The 24,830-nt window shown below is 58.4% G+C and carries 34 protein-coding genes and 1 pseudogene; 5 read left to right on the forward strand and 30 right to left on the reverse strand.

The features are described 5' to 3' along the window. Nucleotides 1–3 precede the first annotated feature (3 nt). From BS300_RS05170 to BS300_RS05280, 25 genes are all read right to left on the reverse strand, one after another. On the reverse strand, nt 4–2,439 hold the full coding sequence (locus BS300_RS05170; RefSeq protein WP_071911211.1) for a phage tail tape measure protein: 2,436 nt from the start codon (nt 2,437–2,439) through the stop codon (nt 4–6). After that, on the reverse strand, nt 2,436–2,567 hold the full coding sequence (locus BS300_RS05175; RefSeq protein WP_041202707.1) for a GpE family phage tail protein: 132 nt from the start codon (nt 2,565–2,567) through the stop codon (nt 2,436–2,438). The genes BS300_RS05170 and BS300_RS05175 overlap by 4 nt, the downstream gene beginning before the upstream one ends. Nucleotides 2,568–2,575: 8 nt before the next feature. Beyond that, the gene (locus tag BS300_RS05180) at nt 2,576–2,860 is read right to left on the reverse strand and encodes a phage tail assembly protein (protein WP_019445430.1); all 285 of its coding nucleotides are present in this window, start codon (nt 2,858–2,860) and stop codon (nt 2,576–2,578) included. Between the two features lie 77 nt (nt 2,861–2,937). Next, nucleotides 2,938–3,456, reverse strand: coding sequence for a phage major tail tube protein (locus tag BS300_RS05185; protein WP_019445429.1), 519 nt, complete (start codon nt 3,454–3,456; stop codon nt 2,938–2,940). 9 nt (nt 3,457–3,465) lie between these two features. Then, nucleotides 3,466–4,638, reverse strand: a complete 1,173-nt coding sequence (locus BS300_RS05190) for a phage tail sheath protein (RefSeq protein WP_345769573.1) — start codon at nt 4,636–4,638, stop codon at nt 3,466–3,468. A gap of 203 nt (nt 4,639–4,841) precedes the next feature. Continuing rightward, nucleotides 4,842–5,465: a tail fiber assembly protein gene (locus BS300_RS05195; RefSeq protein WP_071911215.1), complete on the reverse strand. Its 624-nt coding sequence runs from the start codon at nt 5,463–5,465 to the stop codon at nt 4,842–4,844. Continuing rightward, the gene (locus BS300_RS21480) at nt 5,465–6,592 is read right to left on the reverse strand and encodes a phage tail protein (protein WP_071911216.1); all 1,128 of its coding nucleotides are present in this window, start codon (nt 6,590–6,592) and stop codon (nt 5,465–5,467) included. Before BS300_RS21480 ends, BS300_RS05195 begins: the two co-directional genes overlap by 1 nt. Then, entirely contained in the window at nt 6,592–7,224 is a 633-nt protein-coding gene (locus BS300_RS05205; RefSeq protein WP_071911219.1) for a phage tail protein I, read from the reverse strand. The genes BS300_RS21480 and BS300_RS05205 overlap by 1 nt, the downstream gene beginning before the upstream one ends. Then, a complete protein-coding gene (locus BS300_RS05210; RefSeq protein WP_071911221.1) occupies nt 7,221–8,120 on the reverse strand; it encodes a baseplate J/gp47 family protein in 900 nt (299 codons plus the stop codon). The genes BS300_RS05205 and BS300_RS05210 overlap by 4 nt, the downstream gene beginning before the upstream one ends. After that, complete coding sequence (locus BS300_RS05215; protein ID WP_071911222.1) at nt 8,117–8,488, reverse strand: GPW/gp25 family protein; 372 nt, start codon at nt 8,486–8,488, stop codon at nt 8,117–8,119. The genes BS300_RS05210 and BS300_RS05215 overlap by 4 nt, the downstream gene beginning before the upstream one ends. Continuing rightward, nucleotides 8,485–9,057, reverse strand: coding sequence for a phage baseplate assembly protein V (locus BS300_RS05220; RefSeq protein WP_071911224.1), 573 nt, complete (start codon nt 9,055–9,057; stop codon nt 8,485–8,487). Before BS300_RS05220 ends, BS300_RS05215 begins: the two co-directional genes overlap by 4 nt. 88 nt (nt 9,058–9,145) lie before the next feature. Beyond that, a complete protein-coding gene (locus BS300_RS21005) occupies nt 9,146–9,646 on the reverse strand; it encodes a hypothetical protein (protein WP_143241702.1) in 501 nt (166 codons plus the stop codon). Nucleotides 9,647–9,819: 173 nt separating this feature from the next. After that, a complete protein-coding gene (locus BS300_RS05225) occupies nt 9,820–10,272 on the reverse strand; it encodes a phage virion morphogenesis protein (protein WP_071911226.1) in 453 nt (150 codons plus the stop codon). Next, nucleotides 10,254–10,724, reverse strand: coding sequence for a phage tail protein (locus BS300_RS05230; RefSeq protein ID WP_071911228.1), 471 nt, complete (start codon nt 10,722–10,724; stop codon nt 10,254–10,256). The genes BS300_RS05225 and BS300_RS05230 overlap by 19 nt, the downstream gene beginning before the upstream one ends. Continuing rightward, complete coding sequence (lysC, locus tag BS300_RS21485) at nt 10,699–10,947, reverse strand: Rz1-like lysis system protein LysC (protein WP_239693800.1); 249 nt, start codon at nt 10,945–10,947, stop codon at nt 10,699–10,701. The genes BS300_RS05230 and lysC overlap by 26 nt, the downstream gene beginning before the upstream one ends. Continuing rightward, a complete protein-coding gene (gene lysB, locus BS300_RS05235; RefSeq protein ID WP_071911230.1) occupies nt 10,832–11,305 on the reverse strand; it encodes an Rz-like lysis system protein LysB in 474 nt (157 codons plus the stop codon). Before lysB ends, lysC begins: the two co-directional genes overlap by 116 nt. Then, complete coding sequence (locus BS300_RS05240; protein WP_071911232.1) at nt 11,295–12,116, reverse strand: N-acetylmuramidase family protein; 822 nt, start codon at nt 12,114–12,116, stop codon at nt 11,295–11,297. The genes lysB and BS300_RS05240 overlap by 11 nt, the downstream gene beginning before the upstream one ends. After that, nucleotides 12,113–12,454 (reverse strand): phage holin family protein, encoded by a 342-nt coding sequence (locus BS300_RS05245; protein ID WP_083593387.1) that lies wholly within the window; start codon nt 12,452–12,454, stop codon nt 12,113–12,115. Before BS300_RS05245 ends, BS300_RS05240 begins: the two co-directional genes overlap by 4 nt. Further along, complete coding sequence (locus BS300_RS05250) at nt 12,451–12,822, reverse strand: putative holin (RefSeq protein ID WP_071911234.1); 372 nt, start codon at nt 12,820–12,822, stop codon at nt 12,451–12,453. Before BS300_RS05250 ends, BS300_RS05245 begins: the two co-directional genes overlap by 4 nt. A 9-nt stretch (nt 12,823–12,831) precedes the next feature. Then, nucleotides 12,832–13,062: a TraR/DksA C4-type zinc finger protein gene (locus tag BS300_RS05255; protein ID WP_019445413.1), complete on the reverse strand. Its 231-nt coding sequence runs from the start codon at nt 13,060–13,062 to the stop codon at nt 12,832–12,834. Between the two features lie 28 nt (nt 13,063–13,090). Further along, a complete protein-coding gene (locus BS300_RS05260) occupies nt 13,091–13,294 on the reverse strand; it encodes a tail protein X (protein WP_071911236.1) in 204 nt (67 codons plus the stop codon). Next, complete coding sequence (locus BS300_RS05265) at nt 13,294–13,770, reverse strand: head completion/stabilization protein (protein ID WP_071911238.1); 477 nt, start codon at nt 13,768–13,770, stop codon at nt 13,294–13,296. The genes BS300_RS05260 and BS300_RS05265 overlap by 1 nt, the downstream gene beginning before the upstream one ends. A gap of 108 nt (nt 13,771–13,878) precedes the next feature. After that, nucleotides 13,879–14,640 (reverse strand): phage terminase small subunit, encoded by a 762-nt coding sequence (gene gpM / locus BS300_RS05270; protein WP_071911240.1) that lies wholly within the window; start codon nt 14,638–14,640, stop codon nt 13,879–13,881. Between the two features lie 9 nt (nt 14,641–14,649). Then, complete coding sequence (locus BS300_RS05275; RefSeq protein ID WP_071911241.1) at nt 14,650–15,708, reverse strand: phage major capsid protein, P2 family; 1,059 nt, start codon at nt 15,706–15,708, stop codon at nt 14,650–14,652. Nucleotides 15,709–15,720: 12 nt separating this feature from the next. Beyond that, nucleotides 15,721–16,524, reverse strand: coding sequence for a GPO family capsid scaffolding protein (locus tag BS300_RS05280; RefSeq protein WP_071911243.1), 804 nt, complete (start codon nt 16,522–16,524; stop codon nt 15,721–15,723). A gap of 149 nt (nt 16,525–16,673) precedes the next feature. On the opposite strand from BS300_RS05280, the gene BS300_RS05285 reads away from it, so the two are divergent. Together BS300_RS05285 and BS300_RS05290 are read left to right on the forward strand one after the other, a co-directional pair. Then, a complete protein-coding gene (locus BS300_RS05285; RefSeq protein ID WP_058056121.1) occupies nt 16,674–18,440 on the forward strand; it encodes a terminase ATPase subunit family protein in 1,767 nt (588 codons plus the stop codon). Next, nucleotides 18,440–19,444: a phage portal protein gene (locus BS300_RS05290; RefSeq protein ID WP_071911245.1), complete on the forward strand. Its 1,005-nt coding sequence runs from the start codon at nt 18,440–18,442 to the stop codon at nt 19,442–19,444. Before BS300_RS05285 ends, BS300_RS05290 begins: the two co-directional genes overlap by 1 nt. 450 nt (nt 19,445–19,894) lie before the next feature. Here BS300_RS05290 and BS300_RS05295 read toward each other — a convergent pair whose 3' ends face one another. From BS300_RS05295 to BS300_RS05310, 3 genes are all read right to left on the reverse strand, one after another. After that, a complete protein-coding gene (locus tag BS300_RS05295) occupies nt 19,895–20,470 on the reverse strand; it encodes a hypothetical protein (protein WP_071911247.1) in 576 nt (191 codons plus the stop codon). Beyond that, the gene (locus tag BS300_RS05300; protein WP_071911249.1) at nt 20,470–21,384 is read right to left on the reverse strand and encodes a hypothetical protein; all 915 of its coding nucleotides are present in this window, start codon (nt 21,382–21,384) and stop codon (nt 20,470–20,472) included. Before BS300_RS05300 ends, BS300_RS05295 begins: the two co-directional genes overlap by 1 nt. 517 nt (nt 21,385–21,901) lie before the next feature. Continuing rightward, a complete protein-coding gene (locus BS300_RS05310; protein ID WP_071911251.1) occupies nt 21,902–22,141 on the reverse strand; it encodes a hypothetical protein in 240 nt (79 codons plus the stop codon). A 186-nt stretch (nt 22,142–22,327) separates the two neighbouring features. On the opposite strand from BS300_RS05310, the gene umuD reads away from it, so the two are divergent. The 3 genes and pseudogenes from umuD to BS300_RS21575 all read left to right on the forward strand — a co-directional run. Further along, the gene (gene umuD / locus BS300_RS05315; protein WP_071911253.1) at nt 22,328–22,750 is read left to right on the forward strand and encodes a translesion error-prone DNA polymerase V autoproteolytic subunit; all 423 of its coding nucleotides are present in this window, start codon (nt 22,328–22,330) and stop codon (nt 22,748–22,750) included. Beyond that, nucleotides 22,747–24,024, forward strand: a complete 1,278-nt coding sequence (gene umuC, locus BS300_RS05320; RefSeq protein WP_071911255.1) for a translesion error-prone DNA polymerase V subunit UmuC — start codon at nt 22,747–22,749, stop codon at nt 24,022–24,024. Before umuD ends, umuC begins: the two co-directional genes overlap by 4 nt. 5 nt (nt 24,025–24,029) lie before the next feature. Next, nucleotides 24,030–24,186 (forward strand): annotated as a pseudogene (locus BS300_RS21575) (transcriptional regulator); the annotation flags it as partial. Between the two features lie 308 nt (nt 24,187–24,494). On the opposite strand, the gene BS300_RS21530 reads toward BS300_RS21575, so the two are convergent. Then, nucleotides 24,495–24,626: a hypothetical protein gene (locus BS300_RS21530; RefSeq protein WP_275654994.1), complete on the reverse strand. Its 132-nt coding sequence runs from the start codon at nt 24,624–24,626 to the stop codon at nt 24,495–24,497. A gap of 2 nt (nt 24,627–24,628) precedes the next feature. Further along, the gene (locus BS300_RS21580) at nt 24,629–24,802 is read right to left on the reverse strand and encodes a hypothetical protein (RefSeq protein ID WP_345769572.1); all 174 of its coding nucleotides are present in this window, start codon (nt 24,800–24,802) and stop codon (nt 24,629–24,631) included. Nucleotides 24,803–24,830: the final 28 nt, after the last annotated feature.

The raw sequence follows: 24,830 nt of genomic DNA on the forward strand, positions 1-24,830 counted from the left end.
TCCTTAGTTGCGGTCGGTCAGGGAGGCGCGGCCACTGGCTGCTGCCTGCCGTTCGCGTCGGTCCAGCTCGCGGCGCACCTCTTGCGCCACATCAGTGGCTGATTGTCCCGGCTGTTGCACGATGCTGATGGGAGCGTTGATCTGGGTGGTGCTGTTGCTTCTGGCCAATGGCCGCACCGGGGTGACAATGCGCGGGCCATAGCCCGAACCGCCCGCCATGGCAGGGGTGTTGTAGTTTCCTGTGAGGTATCCGGACGGATTGACGTTGGTGGTGACCGAGCCGCCCCCCTTCATCCAGTCCGGCAGCAGGTCGGTGAGGGCTTTGATCTTGTTCTTCAAGCTCTCCCACTTGGCACTGATGCCGCCAATCAGGCCGTCGATGATGGCCTTGCCCTTGTTGGCGGCGCCCGCAGGCAGGGTATCGAAGAAGGCCCAGATCTCGTTCCAGTGCATGATCAGCATGCCGATGGGGCTCCATGAGAAGAGCTCTTTCAGGAGTTCCCAGAAGGCAAGAGCAGGGGCCTTGCACTGGGCCCATAGGTCGCTGAACCACTTGGTGACCCCATCCCAATGTTTGTAGAGCAGGTAGGCCCCGGCCGCGATTGCCACAATCCCCATGATGAACCAGCCGATCGGGGTGGTGAGCATGGCAATCCCGAGCCTGACCATGCCCATGGTCAGCGCCTTGATGAAGGTCAGCAGCGGGCCGCCATAAACCAGCAGGGTTGAAATCCCCATCTTGATGGCAGCCAGTGGCCCCAGCAGACCGGCCACAATCAGCAGCAGCGACCCGCCAGCGGCAGCCGCTACGGCGGTGACTGCCGCAATACGGGTCAGGGTCGAGGTGAGCTCTGGGTTGGCCCGCATCCAGTCGCCAGTGACCTGAATGATCTCGGTGACGCGCTGGATAATGCCGCGCAGTGGGCCGTTTTCGGTCTCCATCATCTGGATCCCTACGTCATCCCAGGCGGAGGTGAGGTTGTCCAGGTCGCCGATGGCGTTATCGGCCATCACCTTGGCGACCTTGCCCGCTTCCCCCCGGGTTTGCTTCAAGGTGGCGATCAGCTCCTGCAGCTTGCCGGAACCGGCCTGCTCGGTCAGCACGGTCAGGGCGGCAAATGCCTCTTCGCCGGCGATGGCCTTGAAGTAGCCCGAGCGGGTGGCGTCCCCCATCTTACTGGTTTTCTGGTAGAGCTCGTCCAGGATATCTGGCAGCGAGCGCAGGTTGCCCGCCGCATCGGCGGTCTTGACGTTGAGGGCAGCCAACGCATCGTTCGCCGCCTTGGGCGGAGAAGCCAACCGGCCGAGAATGGCGCGGATGGCAGTCCCGCCCATGCTGCCCTGAATACCTGCATCCCCCAGCTTGCCCGCCATGGCGGAGGCGGTTTCAAGGTCGACCCCGAGCCCTGCCGCCACCGGCCCCACGTATTTCATGGTTTCGCCCAGCATCTGCAAGTCGACGTTGGCGCGGGTGAAGGTGCCGACCATCACATCCCCCAAGCGGGTCATCTGGTTGGCCGGCAGCTTGAAGCCGGTCAGGATGTTGGACCCGATGTCAGCGGCGGCAGCAATCTCGACGCCGCCCGCCTTGGCGATATCGAGCACCCCGGGCATGGCGTCACGGATTGCCTTGGGGGTGAAACCGGCCATGGCCAAAAAGCCTTGGCCTTGCGCCGCTTCGCCCGCCGTGAAGGCGGTATTGGCGCCGAGCTCCCGCGCTTGGGCCCGCAGGGCGGCCAGTTCGCTGCTCTCTTTGCTCAGCCGGGTGATCGCCTGCACCTTGGACATATCGACATCAAAGCCCATCGCCTTGCTCGCGATATTGGTGCCCTTGTAGATGGCGGCGGCCCCGGTGGCCATGCCCGCAGCGCCATAGCCCGCTAGAGTGCCGCGCATTGACATGGTTTTGTCGTAGTTGGCTTTGATCTGGTTAATGCGCTTTTGCTGGTCGGCCAGTTGCCCCAGCTTGGCCCGCTGCTGGTCGAGCTGGCTGTTGGCGGCGGCGAGATCGCTCTTGAGCTGGCGCTGGTGCTGGCCCAGCTGTTTGGTGTTGATGCCTGCCTCGCTCATGGCCCGTTTCAGGCTGCCGTGACGGGCGACCATTTCCCGCTCTTGCTGGGAGAGGTTGCGCACCTTCTGCTTGGCTTGCTCCATAGCCCGGGTCATGGCCTTGGTCGGTTGCTCGACCTTGGCGAATTGCTGGGCCATCTGCTGGGCGTCGCGCTGGGCTTGGGTCAGCTGGGCGCGGGTTGCGCCAATCTGCTGGCCGAGGGTGCGATAGCCATCAATCTGGCCGCTCTGGGCTTCCAGCTCCTTGATGCGCTTTTTCGTGTCGACCAGGTCTTTGGCGGTGATGCGGCTCTGGCCGCTGGCTGCCTTGAGGGGGGCGGTGAGCTTGTCGATCCCGTTAAGCAGGATTTGAAGTTTGAGAGGGTTCATTGTTGTTCTGCCCCGTTGATGCGGTTGTGAGTCTCAACGAGGCGTTGGTGCCAGCCCATCAGCTCGCTGATCTCCATGACCGCCATCTCGGACGGCGGCCAGTGGGCGATGATGGCCAGATCGGCCATCACCTCGTCTACGCAATGAGGTAGGCCATTCTCTTCGGTACCAAAAAAGCGCTTACCTCGCTGCCCAGTTGCATCAGGTCAGCCGGATCCATGTTGCCAATCTCGGCTTCGGTCAACATGGGGGTGGTGATGCGGGGCAGCAGTTTGGTGAGGGCGTTGACGTCCATCTGCACCACATCGGTCATATTGAGGCCGCGCATTTCGCCCGCCTTGGGCTTGCGCAGCTGGATCTCGGTGAGGGTAGTGTCGCCGCGCTGGATGGCTTGGTCGAGGGTAACGGTTTTGTTTTCCATGGTGTCGGTTCCTGGTGATGTGGTGAGGGCGGCACTTATTGGTTGGATAAGGACCGCCCATTGGATGAGGGAAGGGGTTATAGGCCGAGGGCTTTACGGTGTTCGGCCATGCGGTCGACGCCATCGGGGCCGATCTCAATCATGTTGATGAGGTCGATTTCATGGATCACCTGACCGTTGATGGTCTCCTTGTAGTAGGTGTTGACCATGCCGACCTTGGCCTGGGAGTTGTCACCGGCCTTGAGGGTGCCGCGGTCGAGCTCTTTGAAGCGGCCACGGCAGATGATCTCGACGGGTACCACCTCGGCGGTGTCGTCGCCCTGCACCGAGCCGGCAAAGCGCACCATGGTGCCGTCGGCCTTGGGTTCCCCCATGCAGCGCAGCAGGGGCTCGCCATAGCCGCCGAAGGTGAACGAGACATCGAGGGCGCTGTCATCGAGGCCCATATCGATGTTGACGGCGCCGCCCATGCCGCCGCCGCGATAGGCTTCAAACTTGCGAGTCAATTTGGCCGGGGTGAAATCTTCCGCTTCACCCACCCAGTTCTCGCCGTTGAGAAAGACGTTCAGGCGTTTGAGTTTGCGTGGCAGTGCCATGGTGGCTCCTTATGCTGCGGCCGCGACGCGGGCGCCGAAGTCGATCAGGTAGTGGTCGGTGATGCGCTGGATGAAACCGAGGTCTTCGAGTGGCGGCACCGGGGTGTAGTTGTAATCAATGCGCAGCTTGCCCGCCTTGAGGGTGTCCTTGTCGTTGAGCTCCTCGTTGTACCAGCAGTCAAACCCGAGCAGATAACCGCCGTTCACCAGCTCGCGCCCCTTGGCCTTGATCCCTTCGACGATGTCTTTGACCAGGGAAGGGTGCAGCGGCTTGTCGTTGGCCCACATGTGGGCCTCTGCCATGGTGTCAGCCAGGATCTGGGCGGTGCGGGTGTAGTTCTCGAAGGCGAACAGGGGATCGTCTGAGCAGGTGCGGTTGCCCCAGTAGCGAAAGCCGTCAGAGCGGATCAGGGCGGTGACTTCGTTGGCGTTGAGCAGGCCGACCTCGGTGTCGGGGTCTTGCAGATCCCAGAACAGGTTTTTGGTGATGCCATCGACCCCGGTCACACCGACGTTCGACAGGGTCTTGTGCCAGCCAATCTCTTTGTCGATGAGCGCCCTCATGGCTGCGGCCTTGAGGCAGGCATCGAGCTTGATGCTGGCATTGGTGGCAATGTCCCACGCCGTCCAGTCGGCATGCACCAGCATCAGCTCACGGCTGGAGACATTTTCACGGTAGGCCAGCGCAGCCTCGACGGTCTCGGCGATGGTCGGTACATAAGCAAAGGCGCGCAGCTTCTTGGCCATGCCCGCCAGCGCAGTGGACACCGGCAGGGTACAGTTGTCCGGCACGCAGAGGATGCGCGGCTTGACGCCGGTAGCCGGGGTGGCCCGCTCCAGTGCTTTGAGGCCGGTGTAGCTACCATCGGGCTTGATGGTGCCGATGATGTTGCTGGTGAGGGCTGCTGCATCCGCGCCTTTAGCCACGCGCACGGCGATAACGATGGTGTTGACGGTGTCATAGATGGTTTGCAGCGAGCGTTTCAGGTTCCCCTCGCTGCCTGCCTTGGCGATGGCCGCTGGCAGGTTGGCGATCAGCACAGGCTTGTCGAGGGGGAAGTAGGTGGCGTCGGCGTCTTCGCTGGTGCAGACCATGCCGATCACCGCCGTGGCGACGGTGCGGATGGTACGGGTACCCTCGGTCGCTTCGACGACGCGCACGCCGTGGTGGAATTGGTCCAGTGCCATAGGTTCTCCTGTTGTCCGGACGGAGCATTCTTTGCGTAGGTAATGCAGGTGATGTGAACAGGGTCAGGATGCAGGGGCAGGGGATCGCAGGCGAGCGGCGGCCAGTGTATCTGGCTTGGATACACTGGATGGGCGGTGACAATGGGGTTATGGGCGGCAGTAACGAAACACCCCGCACATGGCGGGGTGGTGGTTGGTCAGATGACCTTTTCCGGTTCGGTTGGCCATTGTGGCTTCTCAGGCCAGCCTGGTTGTTCTGGCACCAGCGTCAGCTCGTAGCGGTAGCGTTGCCAGTCGGCCAGCAGCTGGGTGTGCTCCGGCTTGGCGTAGCCGCCATCGACAGCTGGCTTGATGATGGCAATTTGTTGGTTGGCATTGGCTATTCTGGCTGATTGCTCGGTCTGGGCTGCTTGCAGCTTGGCTTGCTGTTCAGCAGTTTCATCTTTGACCCAGCCATCATTGGTCCACTTGTCATAGGGGGAGGACGGTTCTAGCAGCGTGTACTGCTCCAGCAGCTCCCCGATTGCGTTGACAGTGACAGGTTGACCTGTCGATTTGTCATACACTACGACGCCGCGCAAGTCTGTTACGAGCTGCCATCCCGTGTCCAGCCGCACAATGGCTTTACCTTCTGCGCTGGCAGGTGGTGCATCGTGATAGGCGCCTGCTGGCAGGCCAGTTCCCTCCGATACCCACACATCAGACTGCCCAAGATACTCCGCAGTTTCAGGGGCTGCGATATAGGCCATGGTATAGCCGCTTGTCTCTGCCCACCCATCATCACCCCATGTGGCTCTCTGCTCGTTGTTATGCTCAGTCATTACCCGACCCTCATAATTTTGTGAAACGCCGCGCTGCGAGAGCGGACGCGGAATGTTGCAAGTCCAGAACTGCCATTCGGCGTCAATTGCTGAGAGGTTGTGAAGTATTGCCCTGAGCCTACTGTCGTGGTTTCGTAGTCAGTGGCTTGTTTGTCTATCGGATACGCCCCCTGATAGGAGTTAATAGGGGGCGTAACTAAAACACCAGATGTGGCACTGGCCGCATAAGTGTAAATGGATGGCAGTTGCGTTGCCGCCTGGTAACTCAACAGTTGGCGGCCAGGATCCACACCTCTTCCGTTATCCCACCCACGGATAAACTCGGCGCGAAGTTCAGGCATCACGCCGCTGGGGTAAAGCTGAGCCGCGAACGGGTACGTTGTTTTATTAAACCCCTGCCCTGCACACGACAAAAACACCATGCCGCAATCTGGCCAGATGTCCTGTGGCATCTGTGCCAGCGGCCAGTCGATAGGCACACCAATCATCGGTGCGCCGTATTTGGTCAGGCCAAGTGCCGCCAGCACGGCCTTCATCACTTTTGGTGTTACAGCGAGATTGTCTTCACCTGCCAGCGCTTTTTGCAGGTTGGCGTACTGGGTAAATCCTTTTTCCAGTTCGGTGGCGTCAGGGTGATCGCGGCTCTCCTTGTGCGCCTTCATCACGTCATCGACATATTTGCGGGTTGCCAGCACCACGGACGGATCAATCTTGAGCTCGACGGCGCTGGTATCGCTGACGATCAGCACCATGCGGATGGTCTGGGTGCGGCCAGAACCTTCCGACAGTTGGGGCTTGTAGGTGTCCGGGCTGTTGGCAATGGCGATCAGAGCGCCAGAGTCATCGAACAGGCCCACCTCGCGGATCCACCATCCGCCGACGTTCTCGGGAATGAGCTGCTCTGCTACCAGCTGAGCCGGGTTGAGTGGGTCTTGAAACAAGGTATTGAGAGGCGCGCGGCGTTGTTCCCGCACCAGGGCGGTCTGTGCCGGGTTCGGGGTGACCGGCTGGCCGTTGCCGTCGCCCACCGCCATCTGGGTGATTTTGAGCGGTACGCCCAGCGCGATGGCGTTGGCGATTTTGGCCTGTCCCGCATGGGTGGGGATGGCGAAATAGATGGCGCTCATTAACTGGCACCTCCTGTCTGTTGCGGGTGAATGGTCAGGGTGTCGAGGGTGTGCAGCGCGCCGCCGTGCCACTGCTGGCCATGGATCTCGATGGCCTCGGGGCTGTAGGGGTAGATGGTCAGCTCGTCGCCCAGGTAGCAGGCGGCCCCCAGATATAGCGGGCCACGGGTTTCCATGCTGATGGCCAGCCCCGTCAGATGGCGGGTCATGGGTTTGGCGTCGGCGATAAGCCGTTCAAGCTCCTGATACATGGCTTCGGTGATGCCCGTGTCGAGCACTCCGATATCTAGCTTGAAGGTGCCCGGGGTGGCGTACGGGATCTCTTGCCACCACTCCAGCACCCGGATCAGATAGCCGAGCGGTTCCACCACCCGGCGGATGGCTCCGATGGTGCCCTTGCGGCTGTGGACGAAGTAGCTGTTGGCGATCACCTGGCGCTTGGTGGACTCTGGCCACTTGTCATCCCAGCGATCGACGCTCCAGCTGGCTGCCAGATAGGGCAGCAGGTGGGCGGGGCAGGTCCATGGTGACCAGAGCGAGCGAAACGGGATCGGTAACTGCATCGCTTGATCACCGGTGGCGGCCAGATTGCGCTCGGAGCGGCTGGTGCTGGGCGGCAACAGGGTATTCATGCGGCCAGCTCCACGGTGAAGGCGGTGCAGTAGGCGGCCTGGGTTGGGCTGGGGGTGATATCGGCCCAGTCGATCAGGTCGACCTTGCTGACCCCCTGCACATGTAGGGCTGCATCGATGGCAGAACGGGGGACTTCGACCCCGATGCGTCGGCGTGGGTTGATAAAGGCGGCGAGCCGGTCGCGGGCGGTCTGCAAGATCACCTCTGCTTCGGCGCCCTGGCTGCTGACGTGCAACCGAGCGGTGATGGTGTAGTGAAGAATGCCCGCGCTTTGCACGGTAAGGCGGTCGCCCACCGGGCGCTTGTCTTCGTGGCTCAGGGCTTTGTCGACCTTGGCAATCAGCGCTGCGTCGGCGGTGCCGTCCCCCTCAGTGCTGAGGATGGTGACGATGGCCACGGCGCCCGATGGGCTGGAGCCTTTGGCGTCTGCCACCTTGCCATCAGCCGAGAGGGCGAAATACTCATAGGCCCCGGTCGGGCCGGCTACGCTGAGACCATCCCACGCCATCAGGGCACGCAGGATCAGCGCTTCATCATCCTCCATGATTTCTGGTACCGGCGGAGTGGCACTCGGGTCACTTTGCCGGATGGTGAGGCGTTGCACATTCCAGTTGGCCACCAGATTATCGAGGTCGCTCCCCTTGGCCCACGCCAGCATATTGGCCACGGCGGCATCGTTGATGCGCTGGCGCAAGATCAGCTCCCGATAAGCATTCTCCTGCAGCAGCTTTGTGATGGGCTCGGATTCGAGCGCCAAGGTGGCGGTGACGCTGGCTTGCTGGTCTGCCGGGTAGAGGCTGACTAAATAGGCTTTGCGCTCGGCGAGGATGGTCTCGTAATCGAGTAGTTCGATCACGTCGGGTTGTGGCAGTTGGGAGAGGGTAATGGTGCTCAACTGGCGGCTCCTGTGGGGATGGTTATGGAGGCACTTTCTGTTTTGGAGTCGGGCGTGCCGCCATCCTTGCGCTGCCAGGTGAGCTCGATGGTGAGGGCGCCATCCATGCCGCCGCCCAGCACATCGACACGGGTGACTGTGATGCGCGGTTCCCAGTTGATAAGGGCTTGCACGGTGGCGGCCATCAGGCGCAGGCGGGTGGCCTGATGCTGGGGCATGTCGATGAGGTAAAAGAGCTCGCTACCGTAGTCACGGCGCATCACCCGCGAGCCCACCGGGGTGATCAGGATGTCGCGCACCGACTGAATGATGTGGTCGGTGGCGCTGATGGCGCGACCATTGGCGGCATTCATGCCGAGCCAGTTCATACTGGGCCCCCTGATGTGCCGCTGCCCGGCATGGTGTCTTTGTGTTTGTGGGTCGTGACTTCTATACCGCCGATGGTTGCGCTGGGGGCGGTAATCTTGCCGCCTGCGCTGATGGTGGTGCCAACCTTGAGCTCCTTGGTGCATTCGACCAGCGGGGCGATCAGCTTGATGGTGACGGAGGCCGAGATAGTGGCTGACTTGATGCCGGTGGCGTTCAGTTCCCCAGTTTTTGGGTTGTACTCGATGACTGCGCCATCGGCGTATTCGGTGCGGTCGAGATCTGGGTTGTCATTTTCGGCCAACGGTTCGGGGTACTGGTCAGCATTGAGGCGGCCGACGATATAGGCATTGCGCAGATCGCCGCTGACGGAGAGCAGGATCACCTGCTCGCCCAGGCTCAGGCGGTGGCGGGTGCGGTTAGCCCCGGCCCGTTCTGTGGTGTAGGGCCGCCAGTTGGTGGTGATCTCGCCGGTTTTGACGCGACACTCCCCAGAGCGCACGGCGGTGACGGTGCCAATGCGGATCAGGTTGTCGATCAGGCGTTTGAGTTCGGTTGGGGTCGGTTGCATGGGGCCATTGTTTTGGGCAATGGCCGGGAAGGCGAGGGGAGGTTAGTGTGTAGTTGTATTACACAATGGTTGTGAGTATTAACCCATATTATATAGGTTGGAAGTTTCTAGCTAATGAATTAGGTAGTCTTGCAAACTCTCCAAGTATTAAGTCATCATATTCTAAATTTAAAATCTCATAAATTCTTTGGTATGTTAAAGTACAAGCCCAATCAAAATTAGACATTTTATGTGCTGAATGCCTGACATTGTATTTGCTTACAAAATCAATGAATTCTTGCGTTGGTATGTCTATGCGTTTTTGAAGGTTCTTGTATTCTTTAGAGTCAATATGCACGCAACTGTTTCTAATTTTATTTAGTTTTTTACATGCTTCAATGCTCCAGTCATTATTGCCGGAATTTTCTTCAACAGATCTTAAGCGAGCGAAGAATTGTTTTTCAGAAGAAATGTTATTTTTCTCAATGTACATTTCTAGTGCTGATTCTATCGCAATGTGATAAGAGAGAATTTTGGATACAACATCACGATAAATAATAGGTATGCCCATTCCAATTGTTCCTAGGTCTATTGGCGTTCCTTCAGACATGATTGTCTCCTGTTATTGTAGAAACTATGAACCATTATCTGTTGATACTGAGGTTACCCACAGTTCAAAAGTTATATAAATATCGCATAAAATTTACTTTGTCTATGTATTCCCTACAGGTAAAACATGAACATTGATCAAGTTCACATTTCAGATTTTCATCTGACTATTTTCTATTTGGCTAAAGATATCAACACCATGTTTTCAATTTTTTGGATATCCTTGGTACCAAAGCCTAATAGTGTTCTAGTGGGATAATTGATCTCGAAACCTTTGATTCGATCTTTTAAACCATATTGGTGGATGGTAGCAAGGCGGTTGGCCGAGCCGACAAACTCGACCATGGCTTGATGTTCGGTGCTGGTTGCCTTGAGCCAGCGGGGGCTGACCAGATGCTGAAACATCTTGCGGCGGGTGGCACCGCGCTTTTTCGCCAGCTTCTTGAGCGGCTTGCGCGGGGTCATAGGGCTGTCATCCGGCTGGATGTTGGCCCTGATCCGTTTGCTCTGGCTGGCGCGCAGGTTTCGGGCCAGTTCCCCCATCAGTTGCCGGCGGGCGGCCGGTGTCATGCCGGCCAGCAGAGCATCGGCCCAGCTGACCAGCCGGTTCAGGTCGTCGGTGGCCATGGCTGCGGTTCCCCGTTGATAAAGAGCTCCCAGGTGATGCCGTCATAAGGGTCTTCCGGTGGCTCTGGCAGATGTTCCCAGCCTATCCCCTGTTCGTTCTGCCATACCTTGACCCGCTCGGTCAGCTTGACGGTGATGATGAGATCCATCAGGTCGTTGGTGAGGTATTCGGCCTCGAAAGTGATGCCATCCTTGCGCAGCTCGTCGTTGGTCATCAGCTCGGGTTGGTGTTGGCGCAGCCAGGCCAGCAGCGGCACCATGATCTGATCCGGGTGACCAGCAAAGTCTTCAATACCGATGGTGAGGGGGTATTGCCACTCGAACGAGAGGGAGCGGGCACCGGTGCTTTCGATATTGCCCGGGGCGATAAAGATGTGCAGCTTGTCCGGGTTGATTTTGAGATGCGGCACGCAGCGGGTCAGCACCTCACGGATCTGTTTTGGCTTTTCCATCTTCACTCCGTTGTTGTCGTGTCTGACAGGTGATGAGGCTATCGACCTTGGCGGCGCAACTGGCCCAGGCGGCCTCGGTCTGGCTCAGTTGGTCGAGCAAGTCGCCGTTATTGAGTGGCGCCGCCGGCGGCAGCTGGCAGGGGCTCGGGGCTGGACAGGTGAGCCTGATAATCTGCGGCGCCGGTGAGGGCGGGGCGCTGGAGCAGCCTGATAACAGGATCAGGCAGAGGGCGATCAGCCCAAGCCTTGAGTTCGGCATTTTCACGTTTGAGCCTTTTGATGGTGTCGGCGCGGGTAGCAGCAGCCTGCGCCAGCTGGTCGAGCTGGCCCTGCAACTGCTGCGCCGCTTGTGCCTGGGTGGTCAGTTCTCGGGTGAGGGTGGCGATGGCGGTCTCTTTAAGCTGTTCGCGCCGCTCGGCCTCTTTGGTTTTCTCTTCGGCTGCCTTGAGACTGGTTTGCAGGGTGGTGACGTCCCCTTTGGCCTTGGCCGCCGAGCGGGCTGACCAGCCCCAGCCACCAAGAGCGACAGCCAACGCCAGTAGCAACCAGCTGAGGGGCGAGCCCAGCAGCTCACGCCACATTAGCCACCTCCTGCAGCTGATAGACCTTGGAAAAGTGTGCAAACCACTTGGCCAGCTTGGTGTCGTAGTCGTTCTCCTTAAACGCCGGGCCGTTGTATCGGCGGGCGAAGTCCGCCCACTTTCGCCCCTGCAGCGCTTTGTGCATGGCGGGGTCTTGCTGGATAAAGCGGCACAGGGCGGTGAGGTGTTCGACCTCGCTGCGCTGCATGGCCGCCTGCCAGTCGCTGGCAGAGGCAAAGCCCAGCGGCTGCCAGTGGTAGCCCATGATCTGGAACATGCCCCAGCTAGCCGACTCGATGGCCGCATCCCGATGCAGGCTGATGGCCAGTTGCAGACGCTCCCACTCGGCTGCGCCGCCCGCATAGCCGCCGCGCTTTGGGTTGACCAGGTTGGGGTAATGGGCGGCCAACTGGTCGGTGGCCGCCTTGCCCTGATGTTTGGTGAGCTGCTTGTAGAACACATGCCGCTCGAACAGCACCACCGGGCGCATGGCTTGGGTGAAGCCTTCGCCGATGCTCTCGACCTGGGCAACGGTAGCCATGGTGGCCAGCGGCACCGCCAGAAGATCGGCGCCGGCCTGCATGTGGTTGATGGTCAGCTGGTTGCCGCGTTCACTGCCGAGCAGGGCGGCCAGGGTTCGCGGGCCCGCCTGACCGATGGCGGCAATCATGTAATCCCGCTGGAAGGCTATCAGCGCCTGCTCGGTGGCCTCACCAAACCAGCCATCGACTGCCACCGGATAACCGGCGGCGGTGAGGCGGCGTTGCAGGTCGGCCACAGCGGTGCCGGTATCGCCTTTTTTCAGGCTCATGGTTGGTACCTCCGGTAAATATCCCGGGCATGGTCGGTGCTGGACGGTTTGCCCCGGGGCAGCAGGTGGTGCACCGAGCCGCGGGTGTTGAGCACGGCGCACAGCAGGAAGAGGGCGAGCCCGAAGGCGGCCGGATCTGGCACTGGAATGCCGCCGAACAGAAAGCGCAGCGGAATGGAGCCTGACAGCACGCAGAGCAGCCACGCCAACCAGGCGGGCAGGGCGCGATATTCGCCACCTTTGCGGTCAAACAGCATGACCCGCAGGAAGATGGCGGCGCAGATCAGGGCGTAAAGGGCGGTGTAGATAAACACACCGGTTGGAGTGGTCGGGATCATGGTTGCCCCCTTTTGTTAAACAAGGCTTCAAGTAGCCGATCCTGATTGCGCATGATGAGTTGCAGCAGGCGCACCATCATGGCGGAGGCGATCAGCGAGCCGATCGCATTGCTGACCTGGACGCTGGCGGGCAGCAGTACCTCCAGCAGTTGGCAGGTAAAGCCGGCCAGCAGCAGGCCGCTGATAAACGAGGCGACAAACAGGGCAATCCGGCGCAGGCGTCCCTGCTCTTCGGCGGCCGAGATAAACAGCACCGCGCCGGTGAGCGCGCCGAGCACGACTGACGGATCCACCCCGGGCAGGGTGAACAGCAAGGCCAGACCGGTGAGGGTGCTGGTTGCGGCGCTGGAGGAAATCGGTTCTGGCATCGTGCTCTCCTATCGTTTGCTGCCGCAGTGGCGGGCGAGTTGAAATTCGTGGATGGTCTGGCAGTCGGCGCAGCGTTCGCAGCCCCGGATCGCCTCTCGGCGCTCTTGCGGGATCGGGTCGTCGCAGTCGATGCAGTAGTGGGGGCCAGTGCCCGCAATGCGGGCGGCATGGATGCGGGCAGCCAGTTGTTGCTCGCTGATGTTGGCCAGTCGTTCGAGTTCGTCGTCGAGGCGGCTCATGTCGGTGTTCTCTTTTGTCGCATGACAGTCAGTCCCATAGCTGGATCAGCGGCGCTTCGGCCTGCGTGGGGGCCGCTGGCATGTTGATGAGGGTGCCGGTTGGCAGGATGGGGCCGAGCGCGGCCAGCCCAGGGTTAAGGTTGAGCACCTGCTCGGTGATGCCTGCGGTGTAGCCGTAGTGACGAAACAGGATGAGATCGAGGGTGTCGCCCTGCAGGCTGCGCAGTTGCATCAGATGAGCTCCACCGTGGTGTGGGTGGTGCCGATGATGTCGCGGATGGCAAAGCGGGCGTCGCGGTAGAGGTCATCCGAACTTATCTCTTTGGCATCGGCCCCTTTGATGCCGTCACCGGTGGCGCTGTAGTCGGTGTAGCGCTCCAGCAGGTTGGCGCGGGTCATGGCGTAGACGGCGCGCCGGTAGCTGTGCAGGTATATCGATTCGCCATTGATGGGCTCGGCGGGGACGGCGGCCAGGGTGGCGTGGCCTTCACTTTCTCGGGCGCTGCGCCACTGGGCCAGATCCCGGTTGACGCTGGTGATGGCGTCAATCACCGCATGGGTGAGGCGGGCGGTGGTGACGGTGCCATCGAGCCGGACGGTGTCGCGCAGCGCGCAAAGCGAGATCGCCGGCCAGAAGGGGGCGCTGGTGATGTCGCCCTCTTCTGTGGCGGCCGGGGTCGGGTTGGTGGCTAAAAATCCGGTGCTCATGGTGCTCCTGATGTGAGGTGGCGCCGCATGTTGGGCGGTGGTCGGGCCGTCTGGTATGCCGCTGGCATTCGTCAGGCCCGAGCCGCCCAGGGTGCGGGGTTCGCTCGGTTAGCTGGCCTCGCCGGGGGCGGGGTCAGGCTGTTCGGGTGGCGGTGATTCGGATTGGGGCTCAGCGCCTGGCTGCGGTGCCGGTTCATTGGCGGGCTGGCCGGCGGCGGCTTTATCCTTTTTGATCTCGCGCAGCAGATCTTCCAGCTCTCGCTTGATGCCCACCTTGTCGTGCAGTTCGATGGCGCGGCGGTAGTGGTCGGCCGCTTGCTCCTTGAGCCCTTCGGCATAACAGGCACGACCCACCGCCTTGTGCAACTTGGCGCGTACCTGGTCGAAGATGTCGCAGTCAGCCAGCATGCTCATGTAGCTGCTGAGCAATGGCAGGGACGGGCCATTACCCGCCTCTTGCAGCTTGATGGCGGTATCGGCCACCTCTTCGGCGATGAGGGTGGGGGCGGTGCGTTCGTACTGGTCCGGGGTATTGAGGCCGTGGCGGATCACGTAATCAGCCATCGGCAGGGCACCTGCCAGATCGCCGGTGTCGAGGTGCCAAAGCATCACGGTCACCATGACGTCATCCTGACCGCCGCGATCGGCGGCCAGCAGGCCATCAATCCACGGTGTGTAGGTGGCCAGCATGGTGCGTTTGGCGTCAATCTTGCGCTCGAGGCTCTGAATGCCCTTGAGGGTGCGACGGTGCTCGGCCAACTGCATCAGCTGGAGTTCGTACTGGTTGGCGGCGGCGCGATCCTGCTCGGGATTGGCCGCCCCTTGCTGGGCGGCCATGATGCGGGCGGTGTGTCGTTGTGCAGGTGTCATCGTGGCTCCTTAACCGCCTGCAGGCGCAGGTTTGGCGCCCAGCGTGATGTTTTCTGCGACGGCGATGCAGTCGTAATCCTCGACCACGTAGGCATCGTTGGAGGATTCCCAGTTGACGATGCGGTCGAGGCTCGGCTGCTCTTCCAGATGGCGACGGCGGCCGCCGATCTGCCAGTAGATGGAGAGGTTGTCGAGGCGGGTGACGATCAGGGTGTCTTCCGGGACGAAGGGGACGCGGATCGCCAACAGACCGCCAATCTGCTTCTGGCTCACCAGTACCTGACCGGCCAGCTTGTTCTGGTTGTCCCGGGTCTCGTTGAGGATGGGGAAGTATTTGTCGGCCAGCAGCTTGCGACCGCAGATCACCACCAGATCGGTATCGTCCTGGTACCAGGGTTTGATCTTGCTGTTGACCAGATCGAACACTAGGGCGTCGAGGTTGCCGTAATCCCCCTCTTTGGTGTCGGCTTCACTGTTGGGCTGGTAGATGTAGATATGGCCGGTACCCGCATCCCCTTCGCTCATCACCTGGGCGGGAGCATCATTGCGGGTGTGCTCAATCCAGCCGATGTTGACGTCTTGCAGCATAGGGAACTGGACGCGATCGGTGTCTTTCGCGGCAAGTTTGCCGTTCCAGCCGATCATGATGCGGTCCAGGCCCTGGCGCTTGACGATGGCATCGCGAATGCGGATCTGGAAGTCTTTGAACTTGGCCCAGGCATCAAGCTTGGCGTAACCGATGCTGGTGTCGTAGTTGGTCTTTTCGCACTCGTATTTGGTGTTTTGCAGTCCGGTCGGGTCGAACGGGACGCGGGCCTTGCCGCCACTGGTATCGGTGCGAGAGGCGATGGTGCCATTGATGCCGATGCCGACCTTTTCCCCTTTGAGTTCATCCACCGGCACGATGTTGATCATGCCGAGGAAGTCGACGGACTCCTGCATTTTGGTTTCCAGCTTTTGCTGGATGCTGGGCTCGACACTGAATTGCACCATGGCCGAGCTGACGGCATTCAGGCTCGCCAGTTGGCTGGTGTACTGCTCGAATTGCTGACGGGTATCGTTGCGCATTATCGGGGTCCCTTAAAAATCGGTGTTGGTTGGCTTGGTGCCATCGTCACCGGTGGCAGGCTGGCGCTTGTGGCTGAAATCTTCCTGGCGCTCGAGCTGGGTGGTCAGGTCGGCCAGGGCGTTGGCGGTCTCCGTTTGCCGGGCTGTCAGTTCGTTGAACTTGGTTTGCAGGTCGGTATCGAGGCTGGTCACCTCTTTGGCCACGGCTTCGACGGCCTGATGCACCTCGCTGAAATCGGCGGTCGATTGCTGCTTGTGACTGGTGAAAATGGCGCTGATCCGTTCCAGCAGGCCCGGGCCTTTCTCTTGCTCATCTTCAAACTCGATGACGGTTTCGAGGGCTTCGGTAAACAGGCACTCCGGATGGTATTTGCGGTCGGCCAGCGGGTTGACCGCGGCCTTGCTGCAGAACTGCAGCATTTCGGTGCCAAGGCTTGCCGGGCTGTCGGTGACGGCCAGCCCCATCATGTAGGCCCCTTTTTCGTTCAGGTTGGGGTGGATCTCGATGGAGGTGTAGACCTTCTGGCGCTTCTTGTTCAGCGCGATCAGCTCCGGCGTCGGGTCAATCTGGACGAACAGGGCCAGCCGCTGTTCCCCTTCGATAGTGACCTCTTCGGTCTTGGCGGCAGTGATGTCGCCGTACATCTTGAACAAGCCGTTGGGGTCGAGGCCCCGGATATGCTCCATATTGACCCGTGCGCCATAGGTGGCCTGGTTGTAGCGCTGGGCCATCTGCTCAATCCATTCGCGGGTGATGGCGCGACCGTCGGTGGTGCCCCCCTCAACCGCAACACGGAAGAATTTGGACTTAGGCATGTGCTGGGATCCCTTTGGTAATTGGGTAGTAATGTCGCGGTTATGGTCTGGGTGAGCGGCGGGATCGTGCAATCCGGGGCCAGTGTGTGGTGGTGCTACACACTGGCAGTGGGGCGTTTGGGGTAGTAGCGGCTGGGTAGACTGGCGCCATGACAACAGCACCCATCATCTTTCCCCATCTCGACCCCAGACGGCAGGCCATGTACCTGTTCTTTCAGGGGTACCCGCTGCGCGCCATTGCCGAGTTGCTGCAAACGCCGGAGGGTACCGTCTCGACCTGGAAGAAACGCGACGGCTGGGAGGACATCAAACCGATAGACCGGGTGGATAGCGCCATCGAGGCGCGCATGATCCAGCTGGTGATGAAGGAGACCAAGAGCGGCGGTGACTTCAAGGAGATTGACCTGCTGGGTCGCCAGCTTGAGCGCATCGCCCGGGTCAACAAGTACAGCAACGGCGGCAACGAGGCCGACCTCAACCCGAAGGTGGCCAACCGCAACAAGGGGCCGAAGAAGGCGCCCGAGCGCAACGTGGTGGAGCCCGAGCAGCAAGAACGGCTCATCGAGCGGTTTGAGTCGACCATGTTCGATTACCAGCGGGTCTGGTATCAGGCCGGACAGGAGTACCGGATCCGCGACCTGCTCAAATCGCGCCAGATCGGGGCGACTTACTTCTTTGCCTTCGAGGCGTTCATTGATGCCCTGGTGACCGGGCGCAATCAGATTTTCCTGTCAGCCAGCAAGGCGCAGGCCCACATGTTCAAGCAGTACATCATCCAGTTCGCTAAGGAGGAGGGGGTTGAGCTCAAAGGTGACCCCATGGTGCTGCCAAACGGGGCACACCTTTACTTCCTTGGTACCAACGCCCGCACCGCCCAGAGCTACCACGGCAACATCTATATGGATGAGTATTTCTGGATCCACGGCTTTCTGGAGTTCCGCAAGGTGGCGTCTGGCATGGCGATGCACAAGAAGTGGCGCCAGACCTACATTTCCACCCCTTCCAGCCTTTCCCATCCCGCTTATGGATTCTGGTCTGGCGCCAACTTTAACCGCGGCAAGGCCAAGGCCGACCGGGTCGAGATTGACCTGAGCCACGCCAACCTGTCTGCCGGCAAGTTGTGCGCCGATGGGCAATGGCGGCAGATCGTCACGGTGGAGGACGCGGTGCGCGGCGGTTGCAACCTGTTCGACCTGGATCAGCTGCGCAGTGAGTATTCCGAGGATGAATACCGCAACCTGCTGATGTGCGAATTCATGGATGACACCGAGAGTCTGTTTCCGTTGGCAACGCTGCAGCGCTGCATGGTCGACAGCTGGCTGGTGTGGGAGGACTACAAGCCTCACACCTTGCGGCCGCTGGCCAACCGGGCAGTGTGGATCGGCTATGACCCGGCCAAGGGGGGCAAAGGTGACAGCGCCGGCTGCGCGGTGCTGGCCCCGCCACTGGTGCCGGGCGGCAAGTTTCGGGTGTTGGAGCGCCACCGCTGGCAGGGGATGGACTTTGACGCCCAGGCCAAATCCATTCGCGCCATCTGCGATCGCTACAACGTCGCCTATATCGGCATCGATACCACCGGGATCGGGGAGGGGGTCTATCAGCTGGTGAAGCAGTTTTACCCGGCGGTGACCGCCATCCAGTACAACCCCAACGTGAAGATGCGGATGGTGATGAAGGCACAGGATGTGATGAACAAGGGGCGGCTGGAGTTCGACAGCGGCTGGACCGACTTGGCCCAGGCGTTTATGAGCATCCGCCGCGCCGTGACCCAAAGCGGCAAGCTGCCCACCTTCGAGGCCAGCCGATCTGATGAGACCAGCCACGCCGATATTGCCTGGGCAACCATGCAAGCTCTGTTACACGAGCCCCTTGAGGGGCAGACCGGCACCAATTCCGGCTTTATGGAGATTTACTGATGAGTGAGCAGATCAACTCGCCTGCCGGTGTGCAGGCGTTTACGTTTGGGGAGGCTATCCCGGTGTTGTCCCAGCGGGAGGTGTTCGATTACCTGGAGTCTATGCATAACGGCCGCTGGTATGAGCATCCCCTGAGCCTGCACGGGTTGGCGCGGGTCTATCGGGCGGCGGTGCATCACGCCTCGGCCATCCAGGTAAAGCGCAATATCTTGCGCGGCTGTTTTATCCCTCATCCCAAACTGAGCCTGGCCGCCTTTACCGGCTTGGTAATGGATTATGAGATCTTCGGCAATGCTCACCTGCAGCGGGTGCGCAACCGGCTGGGTGGCACGCTGCGCTATGACCAGATGCCGGCCAAGTACACCCGCCGCTCTCTCGACCTTAACCGCTACTGGTGGGTGCCAAGGCCTGGGGATGAGGTGGAGTTGCCCGCCGGTGATGTGGGGCATGTGATGGAGGCGGATGTGAATCAGGAGATTTATGGCATACCCGATTACGTGGCCAGCCTGAACTCGGCACTGCTCAACGAGTCGGCCACCCTGTTTCGCCGTCGCTACTACGAGAACGGCAGCCATGCGGGGTTCATCCTGCACATCAGCGATGCCCTGCAGAACGAGGGCGACATCACCGCGCTCAAGACGGCGCTGAAAAACAGCAAGGGACCCGGCAACTTCCGCAACCTGCTGCTATACACCCCGGGTGGCAAGGCGGATTCGGTGAAGCTGATCCCGGTGGCCGAGATTGCGGCCAAGGATGATTTCCTGTCCATCAAGGGGGTGAGCCGGGATGACCAGCTGGCGGCCCATCGGGTACCGCCACAACTAATGGGGGTTGTTCCGAACAACACGGGCGGGTTTGGGGATGTGACCAAGGCGGCCCAGGTGTTTGACGTCAACGAGATCGACAGCATGAAAGCAAACTTTGCGCAGTTCAACGAATGGGCAGGGGAGGAGATAATCCGATTCACTTCTTATCGACTGTCAGATCTGACAGTGCAAAGCTGAAAACCTTGGCTATCTTCAAATTGGAATTCCTCCAAATTCCTCCATGATTTAATTCAAAGCCTCCTATCTAGGGGGCTTTGTTTTGGCTGAGCTCCCATCCAGCCAGGGCTCACCAGTCACGCTACAGGCCAGCGTCGGCCAACCCTTCGCCCATCACACTCCCGAGATCCTTCACGCGCACCTGCGAGCATTGAGCGGAGCCTCGAAAGGCCCCTCAACACCCAGCGCGCGCAATCGGGACCCCGCCTCGCCTGCGCGCTTTATGTGTGGAAAATCATGCAGGTGAACGACTGGGGGCGGGTAGCAGCTCCCCGCACCAGCACTGGCCGCGTGCGAGGCGCGGGATCCTTGTTGCGATCCTTCACAATCTTTCAGATCCTTTCATCCTACCCAGAGGTTGTCAGAATATGCGTAATCAACAAGTTGCGCCGTACCCCCTAAGTCAGCGCATTAAGGGACATATGTGATAACTATGTGTTCGCTGACATATAATGCAGCACCAAAAGATGAAATTAAAAATACAGTCAGCGAACCCCATTTTATTAATCTGAAGGAGAGTTCGCCTGACTTTACTCTTGTCCATTCTTTCTTTAAGATTTTTTGACTTTCAATTACTATTTTTTTTGCATCTATCTCATTTTCTTCAATCGATTGCTCATGAGCAAAATCCCTAAGTGTGTTTAGCATGTATATAAACTTAGAGTGTTCTTTAGGATTCAATCTTAATTCTATTTTTGTAATAAGGGCGCTCATTTTCATTATGTCATCTTGCCTTTCGTACATATACTCTAAAATATTTTCTTGGCTCTCACCTTCGTGTTCTTTTCTGGATATTACGGCAAGGAGAGTATTTGATATGGCTAATAGGTCAGATATTTCATCCCGGAGTGAATCTATCCATACCTGCCTAAATTCGGATGTTTTTTGGTCTTTAGACAAAACGGTGGCAATGAAAGAAATACTGCCTGCAATTATTGCTGCAACTATGGGTCCCAATACTGTTAGGTATTCTTTAGATATCAGCATTATTCATTCCATTTATGTTTTAAATATTTGATTCGACTAACGTTATTTGCAGGGAATTCAACAATGTTATTGTTGGGTAATAATATGACGTAGCGTTCATTACTTTGGATTAGTAGCTTTCCTGAGATGGATTGCTGATTTACGTTTGAATATATTGTGATTTCGCGCTCGCCACCAAAACCGGCTGTTTTCAAAAAGCCAGAGTATAAAGTATTGTTAAACATGAAAAGAGAAATCATTAGTACAGATGCTCCTGCCATACACAGCGAAACACCTCTTGTTAGCGTAGGTTTAAATACGGTTAAATTTATTGCGAATGTCATTAAGAATATAGCAGCGATGGCTTTTATATTATTGATAACCATGGTTGGCTTGTAATCTAAATGCACCCGTAATGTTTCGTTTATTATGTTTAAAACTACGAATTCTTGGTATTTAATGATTAAAGTGATGATGATGCAAATAATGACTGATGTTATTGCTGACAACAATATAGCTTTGAGAGTGCTGACATATTCTAACTCTTCCATTATATATTTAATCTGATATGTGGAATCTTTAATTTTTAATAAAGACAATAGCAATGAAATGACTTGATCAGGAAATGCCAATGAAGCTGAAAAATATTTTGCAAGTGAATAGGTGAGCAGAAAGGTCAATGATGCCACTAACAATATAAGCAAGCTGATGATCGTTACTGTTGGTCGTAAGTACGGAATGCCTTCAACGGGAACTCTGAAACCATTAACCAAAGCATATTTATATACGGCCAGCTCACTTAGGAACCCTAATACGCTTGAGCTCCCGAGAGCTGTCAGCAGAAAACCAATTGCAATTTTAAGCGGCAATGAGTATGACAATGCTTTAGGTATATACGAACTTACTTTTTTAAAATTTTCGACTAGTTGGTTCATTCATCGCTCTTTTCTACTCTTGGTAAGAGTAATTAATTGGTGACAACGAATATTTTACACAACTAAGGTACCCGTTTGAACTAGCCCGGTCACATTTACCAACTCGTTGGCATCGGCAGGTGGTGCAGGTGGGGGATCAACCTGTTCCAGTCACGGTTGCTGTGTGTGGAGGGCTGCACATGGCGGGCCTTGTCGACTAAGATGCGCTGGGGGCGGCGGCTAGGGCCAGCGGGTATTTGTGGATGATGGAGTAGTAGGTGCTGGCCTCGCGGTGTTTGGCCACCTCGAGCAGGGGATAGATGCAACTGCCCCATTATGTCATCGACAGCGCACAACAGCGCGACACTAAGCAACCCACAATAATACGGGATACGCCACAACCACCCCACCCAGCAGCACAACACCGCCGGCAGGGTAACGGTTCTACACAAGGAAGGGGACGTTAATTTCGGCAGGTAACATACACAACAGCAGACAAGCCTATAGGTGTTGAGCTATCCCTACAGGCTTGATGTCTTCACTCACTCCAATATTCTTCAACCACTACGTTGCCAGCGAGATCAGTTTGGCGAATGCTCTGCCTGTTGTTGAGGCCGTTAAGGGTGACTTCGTCAGTATGAACAACCTTGCCGACAACGGCTCCATCTGCGTTAAGCACTGAATAGGTCACAATATCGGTTTCTCCCATCGAACCTTTTGTACGAGAGCTTTCCCTCTTCAGGGTCTCGCCTGGCTGCAGCTTTACTCGATTTTCCACATATCCTCCTGATTATTAGGTGTGACAGATAAGCATTTGAATCATAGCGTTTGAATTTAGCCTACTTATTGATCCCTTTCACAATGATTGAACCTTAGGTGAAGCCGGAGCCAAACGCCGAACGGTGATCCGCTTTTGGTGGCTTGCTATACTGTGTATTCATACAGTAATGCAGAGATTGCCAGCATGTTTGCTCAACCCGCTCCAGATGCTCCCTTGTTGGAGCTGCCCCTGTTCCTCTCCCCGGTGGCCTGCGGCTTTCCGTCGCCGGCACAGGACTACACCGAGCAGACCATCGACCTTAATCAGCTATGCGTTGCCCACCCGGCGGCCACCTACTTCGTGCGGGCGGCCGGTGACAGCATGGTCGACCACGGGATCCGCGATGGCGACTTGCTGGTCGTCGACCGCAGCCGCAATGCGCGCCACGGTAGCGTGGTGGTTGCCGCGGTCGATGGCGAGTTCACGGTCAAGGAGCTGCAGCTTGATCCCACGGTGGCCTTGCTCCCTGGCAACCCTGCCTATCGGCCCATCCATTTCAGTGAGGGGCAGGAGCTGGAAATCTTCGGGGTGGTCTCCTTTATCGTGCACCAGGTGGATACCCCATGAACAAGCTCAACGCCGTCGCCCTGGTCGACGTGAACAACTTCTACGCCAGTTGCGAGCGGCTGTTTCGGCCCGACCTCAAGGGGAGGCCCATCGTGGTGCTCTCCAACAACGATGGCTGCGTGGTGGCCCGTTCGGCGGAGGCCAAGGCGCTGGGCATCAAGATGGGGATTCCCTATTTCCAGATCCGTCAATTCTTCGAGGCCATGGGCGGGGTCTGGTTCTCCAGCAACTACGCCCTCTATGGCGACATGTCGAACCGGGTGATGACCATTCTGGAGGGGATGGCCCCGGCGGTGGAGGTCTACAGCATCGACGAGGCCTTTATCGAGCTGAGCGAGTCGTGGGCGGGCGACCTGGTGGCTTATGGCCGCCAAGTCCGCGAGCGGGTGCAGCAATGGACCGGGTTGACCGTGGGGGTCGGCATCGGCCCCACCAAGACGCTCGCCAAGCTTGCCAACTACGCCGCCAAGAAGTGGCCGGCCACCGGCGGCGTGGTGGATCTGCGGGATGAAGCGCGGCGCGCTCGGCTGATGGCGATCACCCCGGTTGACGAGATATGGGGCATTGGTCGGCGGCTGTCGGCCAAGCTGGAGGCTCAGGGCATCAAGACGGTGGCCGATCTGGTCGCCGCCGAGCCCAAGGCACTGCGTCGCCGCTATGGCGTGGTGGTCGAGCGCACGGTGCAGGAGCTGCGGGGGATCCCCTGCGCCGAGCTGGAACAAGAGGCACAGGCCAAGCAGCAGATCATCTGCTCGCGCTCCTTCGGCGAGCGCATCACCCTGATAGGCCCCATGCACCAGGCGCTGGCCGGCTACATGGAGCGGGCCGCCGAGAAGTTGCGGGGGGAGGGGATGTGTTGCCGCCATGTCACCCTGTTCATTCGCACCAGCCCGTTCAGCGACCGGGAGCCCTATTACGGCAACCAGGTAAGTACCAAGTTGGCGATGCCCACCCATGACACCCGGGCGCTGCTGGCCCTGATCCCCGAACTGCTCCCACGCATCTGGCGCGATGAGCAGCGCTACCAGAAAGGGGGAGTGATGTTGGCCGATTTCACCCCTGCTAACATGCAGCAGGGTGACCTGTTCGCCGACCAGTATCCATCCCAACGCAGCGAGGCGCTGATGCAGGTCATCGACAAGATCAACCAGGGGCGGCTGGGGAAGGTCTACTTCGCGGCTCGTGGCCGCGACACCCGGGAGTGGATGATGAAGCGGGAGCAGTTAAGCCCCCGCTATACCACTGCGCTCGACGAGCTGCCAGTGGTGAAGTGATCCATTTTTGCTGGTGCATAAATGCAAAATGTAGCCATCTTGTTGTTCGCCCACACCCTGAATTCGTCAGCCAAGACTGCGAACCAGCTGGTGCTGAGTTTGGTGGGGTCGCAGAGGCCAGAGGGGCGGCAACTGGTTCTTAAGGGATTGGGGGCACAATAGCGCCCCCTTTCGAAGTATTATCGCAGCACAAAGTACGCGACTTTGTCAGTGTAACAAACCAAACGTGCGCAACTCGAGCTTCTCGGATACACACCTGGCTGCAAAATTACTCGAATTAGAGTATTCACCATAAAATTCTCCTTATATTTGAATAATAAAAAAGAGAGGCAGAGCCTCTCGTTGGTGTCACGCAATGTAGCGCTTAACTTGTTATAACAAATAAAATGTGAAGTGTACGGAGAATAGAGGGCTGCGACTGAAAACACGCTCAGTCACAGGGCGGCGGACTAGGTAGACCTGCAGGTGGCCTATCCCTTGATGCTGATCTCCACTATCTCGGCTTGGCTATCCAGCTTGGTGGTTTGGGTATCCAGAATGTGGCAGTCGAGAAGCAACTTACCAGCAATCACACGGGCCTGTTCCTTGTCGATGTTTTTCATGGTTACTCTACTGCTTCAGTTTGACGGTGGTTATCTACTACGTGGTGCAGTGCTGACTTGTACATGGGATTTAGCTGTGCCGTGGCATCCCGGTTGGCGCGATCGGTTGGGCTACTCGGCGCTATCCAGAGGGTGCGGCCGGTGACGGCGCAGCGGATGGTGCCGCCGATGTCCACGGGCGTGAGCTCCTCCACGATATGGCGG

This window comes from Aeromonas sp. SCS5 (genome assembly GCF_001887375.1).
Taxonomy (GTDB): Bacteria; Pseudomonadota; Gammaproteobacteria; order Enterobacterales; family Aeromonadaceae; genus Aeromonas; species Aeromonas jandaei.

What these genes read in the sequence shown, in the direction of transcription:
- BS300_RS05170 (WP_071911211.1), bottom strand. Translation starts at nt 2,439, where the DNA reads ATGAACCCTCTCAAACTTCAAATCCTGCTTAACGGGATCGACAAGCTC.
- BS300_RS05175 (WP_041202707.1), bottom strand. Translation starts at nt 2,567, where the DNA reads ATGGCCGATCTGGCCATCATCGCCCACTGGCCGCCGTCCGAGATGGCG.
- BS300_RS05180 (WP_019445430.1), bottom strand. Translation starts at nt 2,860, where the DNA reads ATGGAAAACAAAACCGTTACCCTCGACCAAGCCATCCAGCGCGGCGAC.
- BS300_RS05185 (WP_019445429.1), bottom strand. Translation starts at nt 3,456, where the DNA reads ATGGCACTGCCACGCAAACTCAAACGCCTGAACGTCTTTCTCAACGGC.
- BS300_RS05195 (WP_071911215.1), bottom strand. Translation starts at nt 5,465, where the DNA reads ATGACTGAGCATAACAACGAGCAGAGAGCCACATGGGGTGATGATGGG.
- BS300_RS21480 (WP_071911216.1), bottom strand. Translation starts at nt 6,592, where the DNA reads ATGAGCGCCATCTATTTCGCCATCCCCACCCATGCGGGACAGGCCAAA.
- BS300_RS05205 (WP_071911219.1), bottom strand. Translation starts at nt 7,224, where the DNA reads ATGAATACCCTGTTGCCGCCCAGCACCAGCCGCTCCGAGCGCAATCTG.
- BS300_RS05215 (WP_071911222.1), bottom strand. Translation starts at nt 8,488, where the DNA reads ATGAACTGGCTCGGCATGAATGCCGCCAATGGTCGCGCCATCAGCGCC.
- BS300_RS05220 (WP_071911224.1), bottom strand. Translation starts at nt 9,057, where the DNA reads ATGCAACCGACCCCAACCGAACTCAAACGCCTGATCGACAACCTGATC.
- BS300_RS21005 (WP_143241702.1), bottom strand. Translation starts at nt 9,646, where the DNA reads ATGTCTGAAGGAACGCCAATAGACCTAGGAACAATTGGAATGGGCATA.
- BS300_RS05225 (WP_071911226.1), bottom strand. Translation starts at nt 10,272, where the DNA reads ATGGCCACCGACGACCTGAACCGGCTGGTCAGCTGGGCCGATGCTCTG.
- BS300_RS05230 (WP_071911228.1), bottom strand. Translation starts at nt 10,724, where the DNA reads ATGGAAAAGCCAAAACAGATCCGTGAGGTGCTGACCCGCTGCGTGCCG.
- lysB (WP_071911230.1), bottom strand. Translation starts at nt 11,305, where the DNA reads ATGTGGCGTGAGCTGCTGGGCTCGCCCCTCAGCTGGTTGCTACTGGCG.
- BS300_RS05240 (WP_071911232.1), bottom strand. Translation starts at nt 12,116, where the DNA reads ATGAGCCTGAAAAAAGGCGATACCGGCACCGCTGTGGCCGACCTGCAA.
- BS300_RS05245 (WP_083593387.1), bottom strand. Translation starts at nt 12,454, where the DNA reads ATGATCCCGACCACTCCAACCGGTGTGTTTATCTACACCGCCCTTTAC.
- BS300_RS05250 (WP_071911234.1), bottom strand. Translation starts at nt 12,822, where the DNA reads ATGCCAGAACCGATTTCCTCCAGCGCCGCAACCAGCACCCTCACCGGT.
- BS300_RS05255 (WP_019445413.1), bottom strand. Translation starts at nt 13,062, where the DNA reads ATGAGCCGCCTCGACGACGAACTCGAACGACTGGCCAACATCAGCGAG.
- BS300_RS05260 (WP_071911236.1), bottom strand. Translation starts at nt 13,294, where the DNA reads ATGCAACTGCGCAGCCTGCAGGGCGACACCCTCGATCTCATCCTGTTT.
- BS300_RS05265 (WP_071911238.1), bottom strand. Translation starts at nt 13,770, where the DNA reads ATGAGCACCGGATTTTTAGCCACCAACCCGACCCCGGCCGCCACAGAA.
- gpM (WP_071911240.1), bottom strand. Translation starts at nt 14,640, where the DNA reads ATGACACCTGCACAACGACACACCGCCCGCATCATGGCCGCCCAGCAA.
- BS300_RS05275 (WP_071911241.1), bottom strand. Translation starts at nt 15,708, where the DNA reads ATGCGCAACGATACCCGTCAGCAATTCGAGCAGTACACCAGCCAACTG.
- BS300_RS05280 (WP_071911243.1), bottom strand. Translation starts at nt 16,524, where the DNA reads ATGCCTAAGTCCAAATTCTTCCGTGTTGCGGTTGAGGGGGGCACCACC.
- BS300_RS05285 (WP_058056121.1), top strand. Translation starts at nt 16,674, where the DNA reads ATGACAACAGCACCCATCATCTTTCCCCATCTCGACCCCAGACGGCAG.
- BS300_RS05290 (WP_071911245.1), top strand. Translation starts at nt 18,440, where the DNA reads ATGAGTGAGCAGATCAACTCGCCTGCCGGTGTGCAGGCGTTTACGTTT.
- BS300_RS05295 (WP_071911247.1), bottom strand. Translation starts at nt 20,470, where the DNA reads ATGCTGATATCTAAAGAATACCTAACAGTATTGGGACCCATAGTTGCA.
- BS300_RS05300 (WP_071911249.1), bottom strand. Translation starts at nt 21,384, where the DNA reads ATGAACCAACTAGTCGAAAATTTTAAAAAAGTAAGTTCGTATATACCT.
- umuD (WP_071911253.1), top strand. Translation starts at nt 22,328, where the DNA reads ATGTTTGCTCAACCCGCTCCAGATGCTCCCTTGTTGGAGCTGCCCCTG.
- umuC (WP_071911255.1), top strand. Translation starts at nt 22,747, where the DNA reads ATGAACAAGCTCAACGCCGTCGCCCTGGTCGACGTGAACAACTTCTAC.
- BS300_RS21530 (WP_275654994.1), bottom strand. Translation starts at nt 24,626, where the DNA reads ATGAAAAACATCGACAAGGAACAGGCCCGTGTGATTGCTGGTAAGTTG.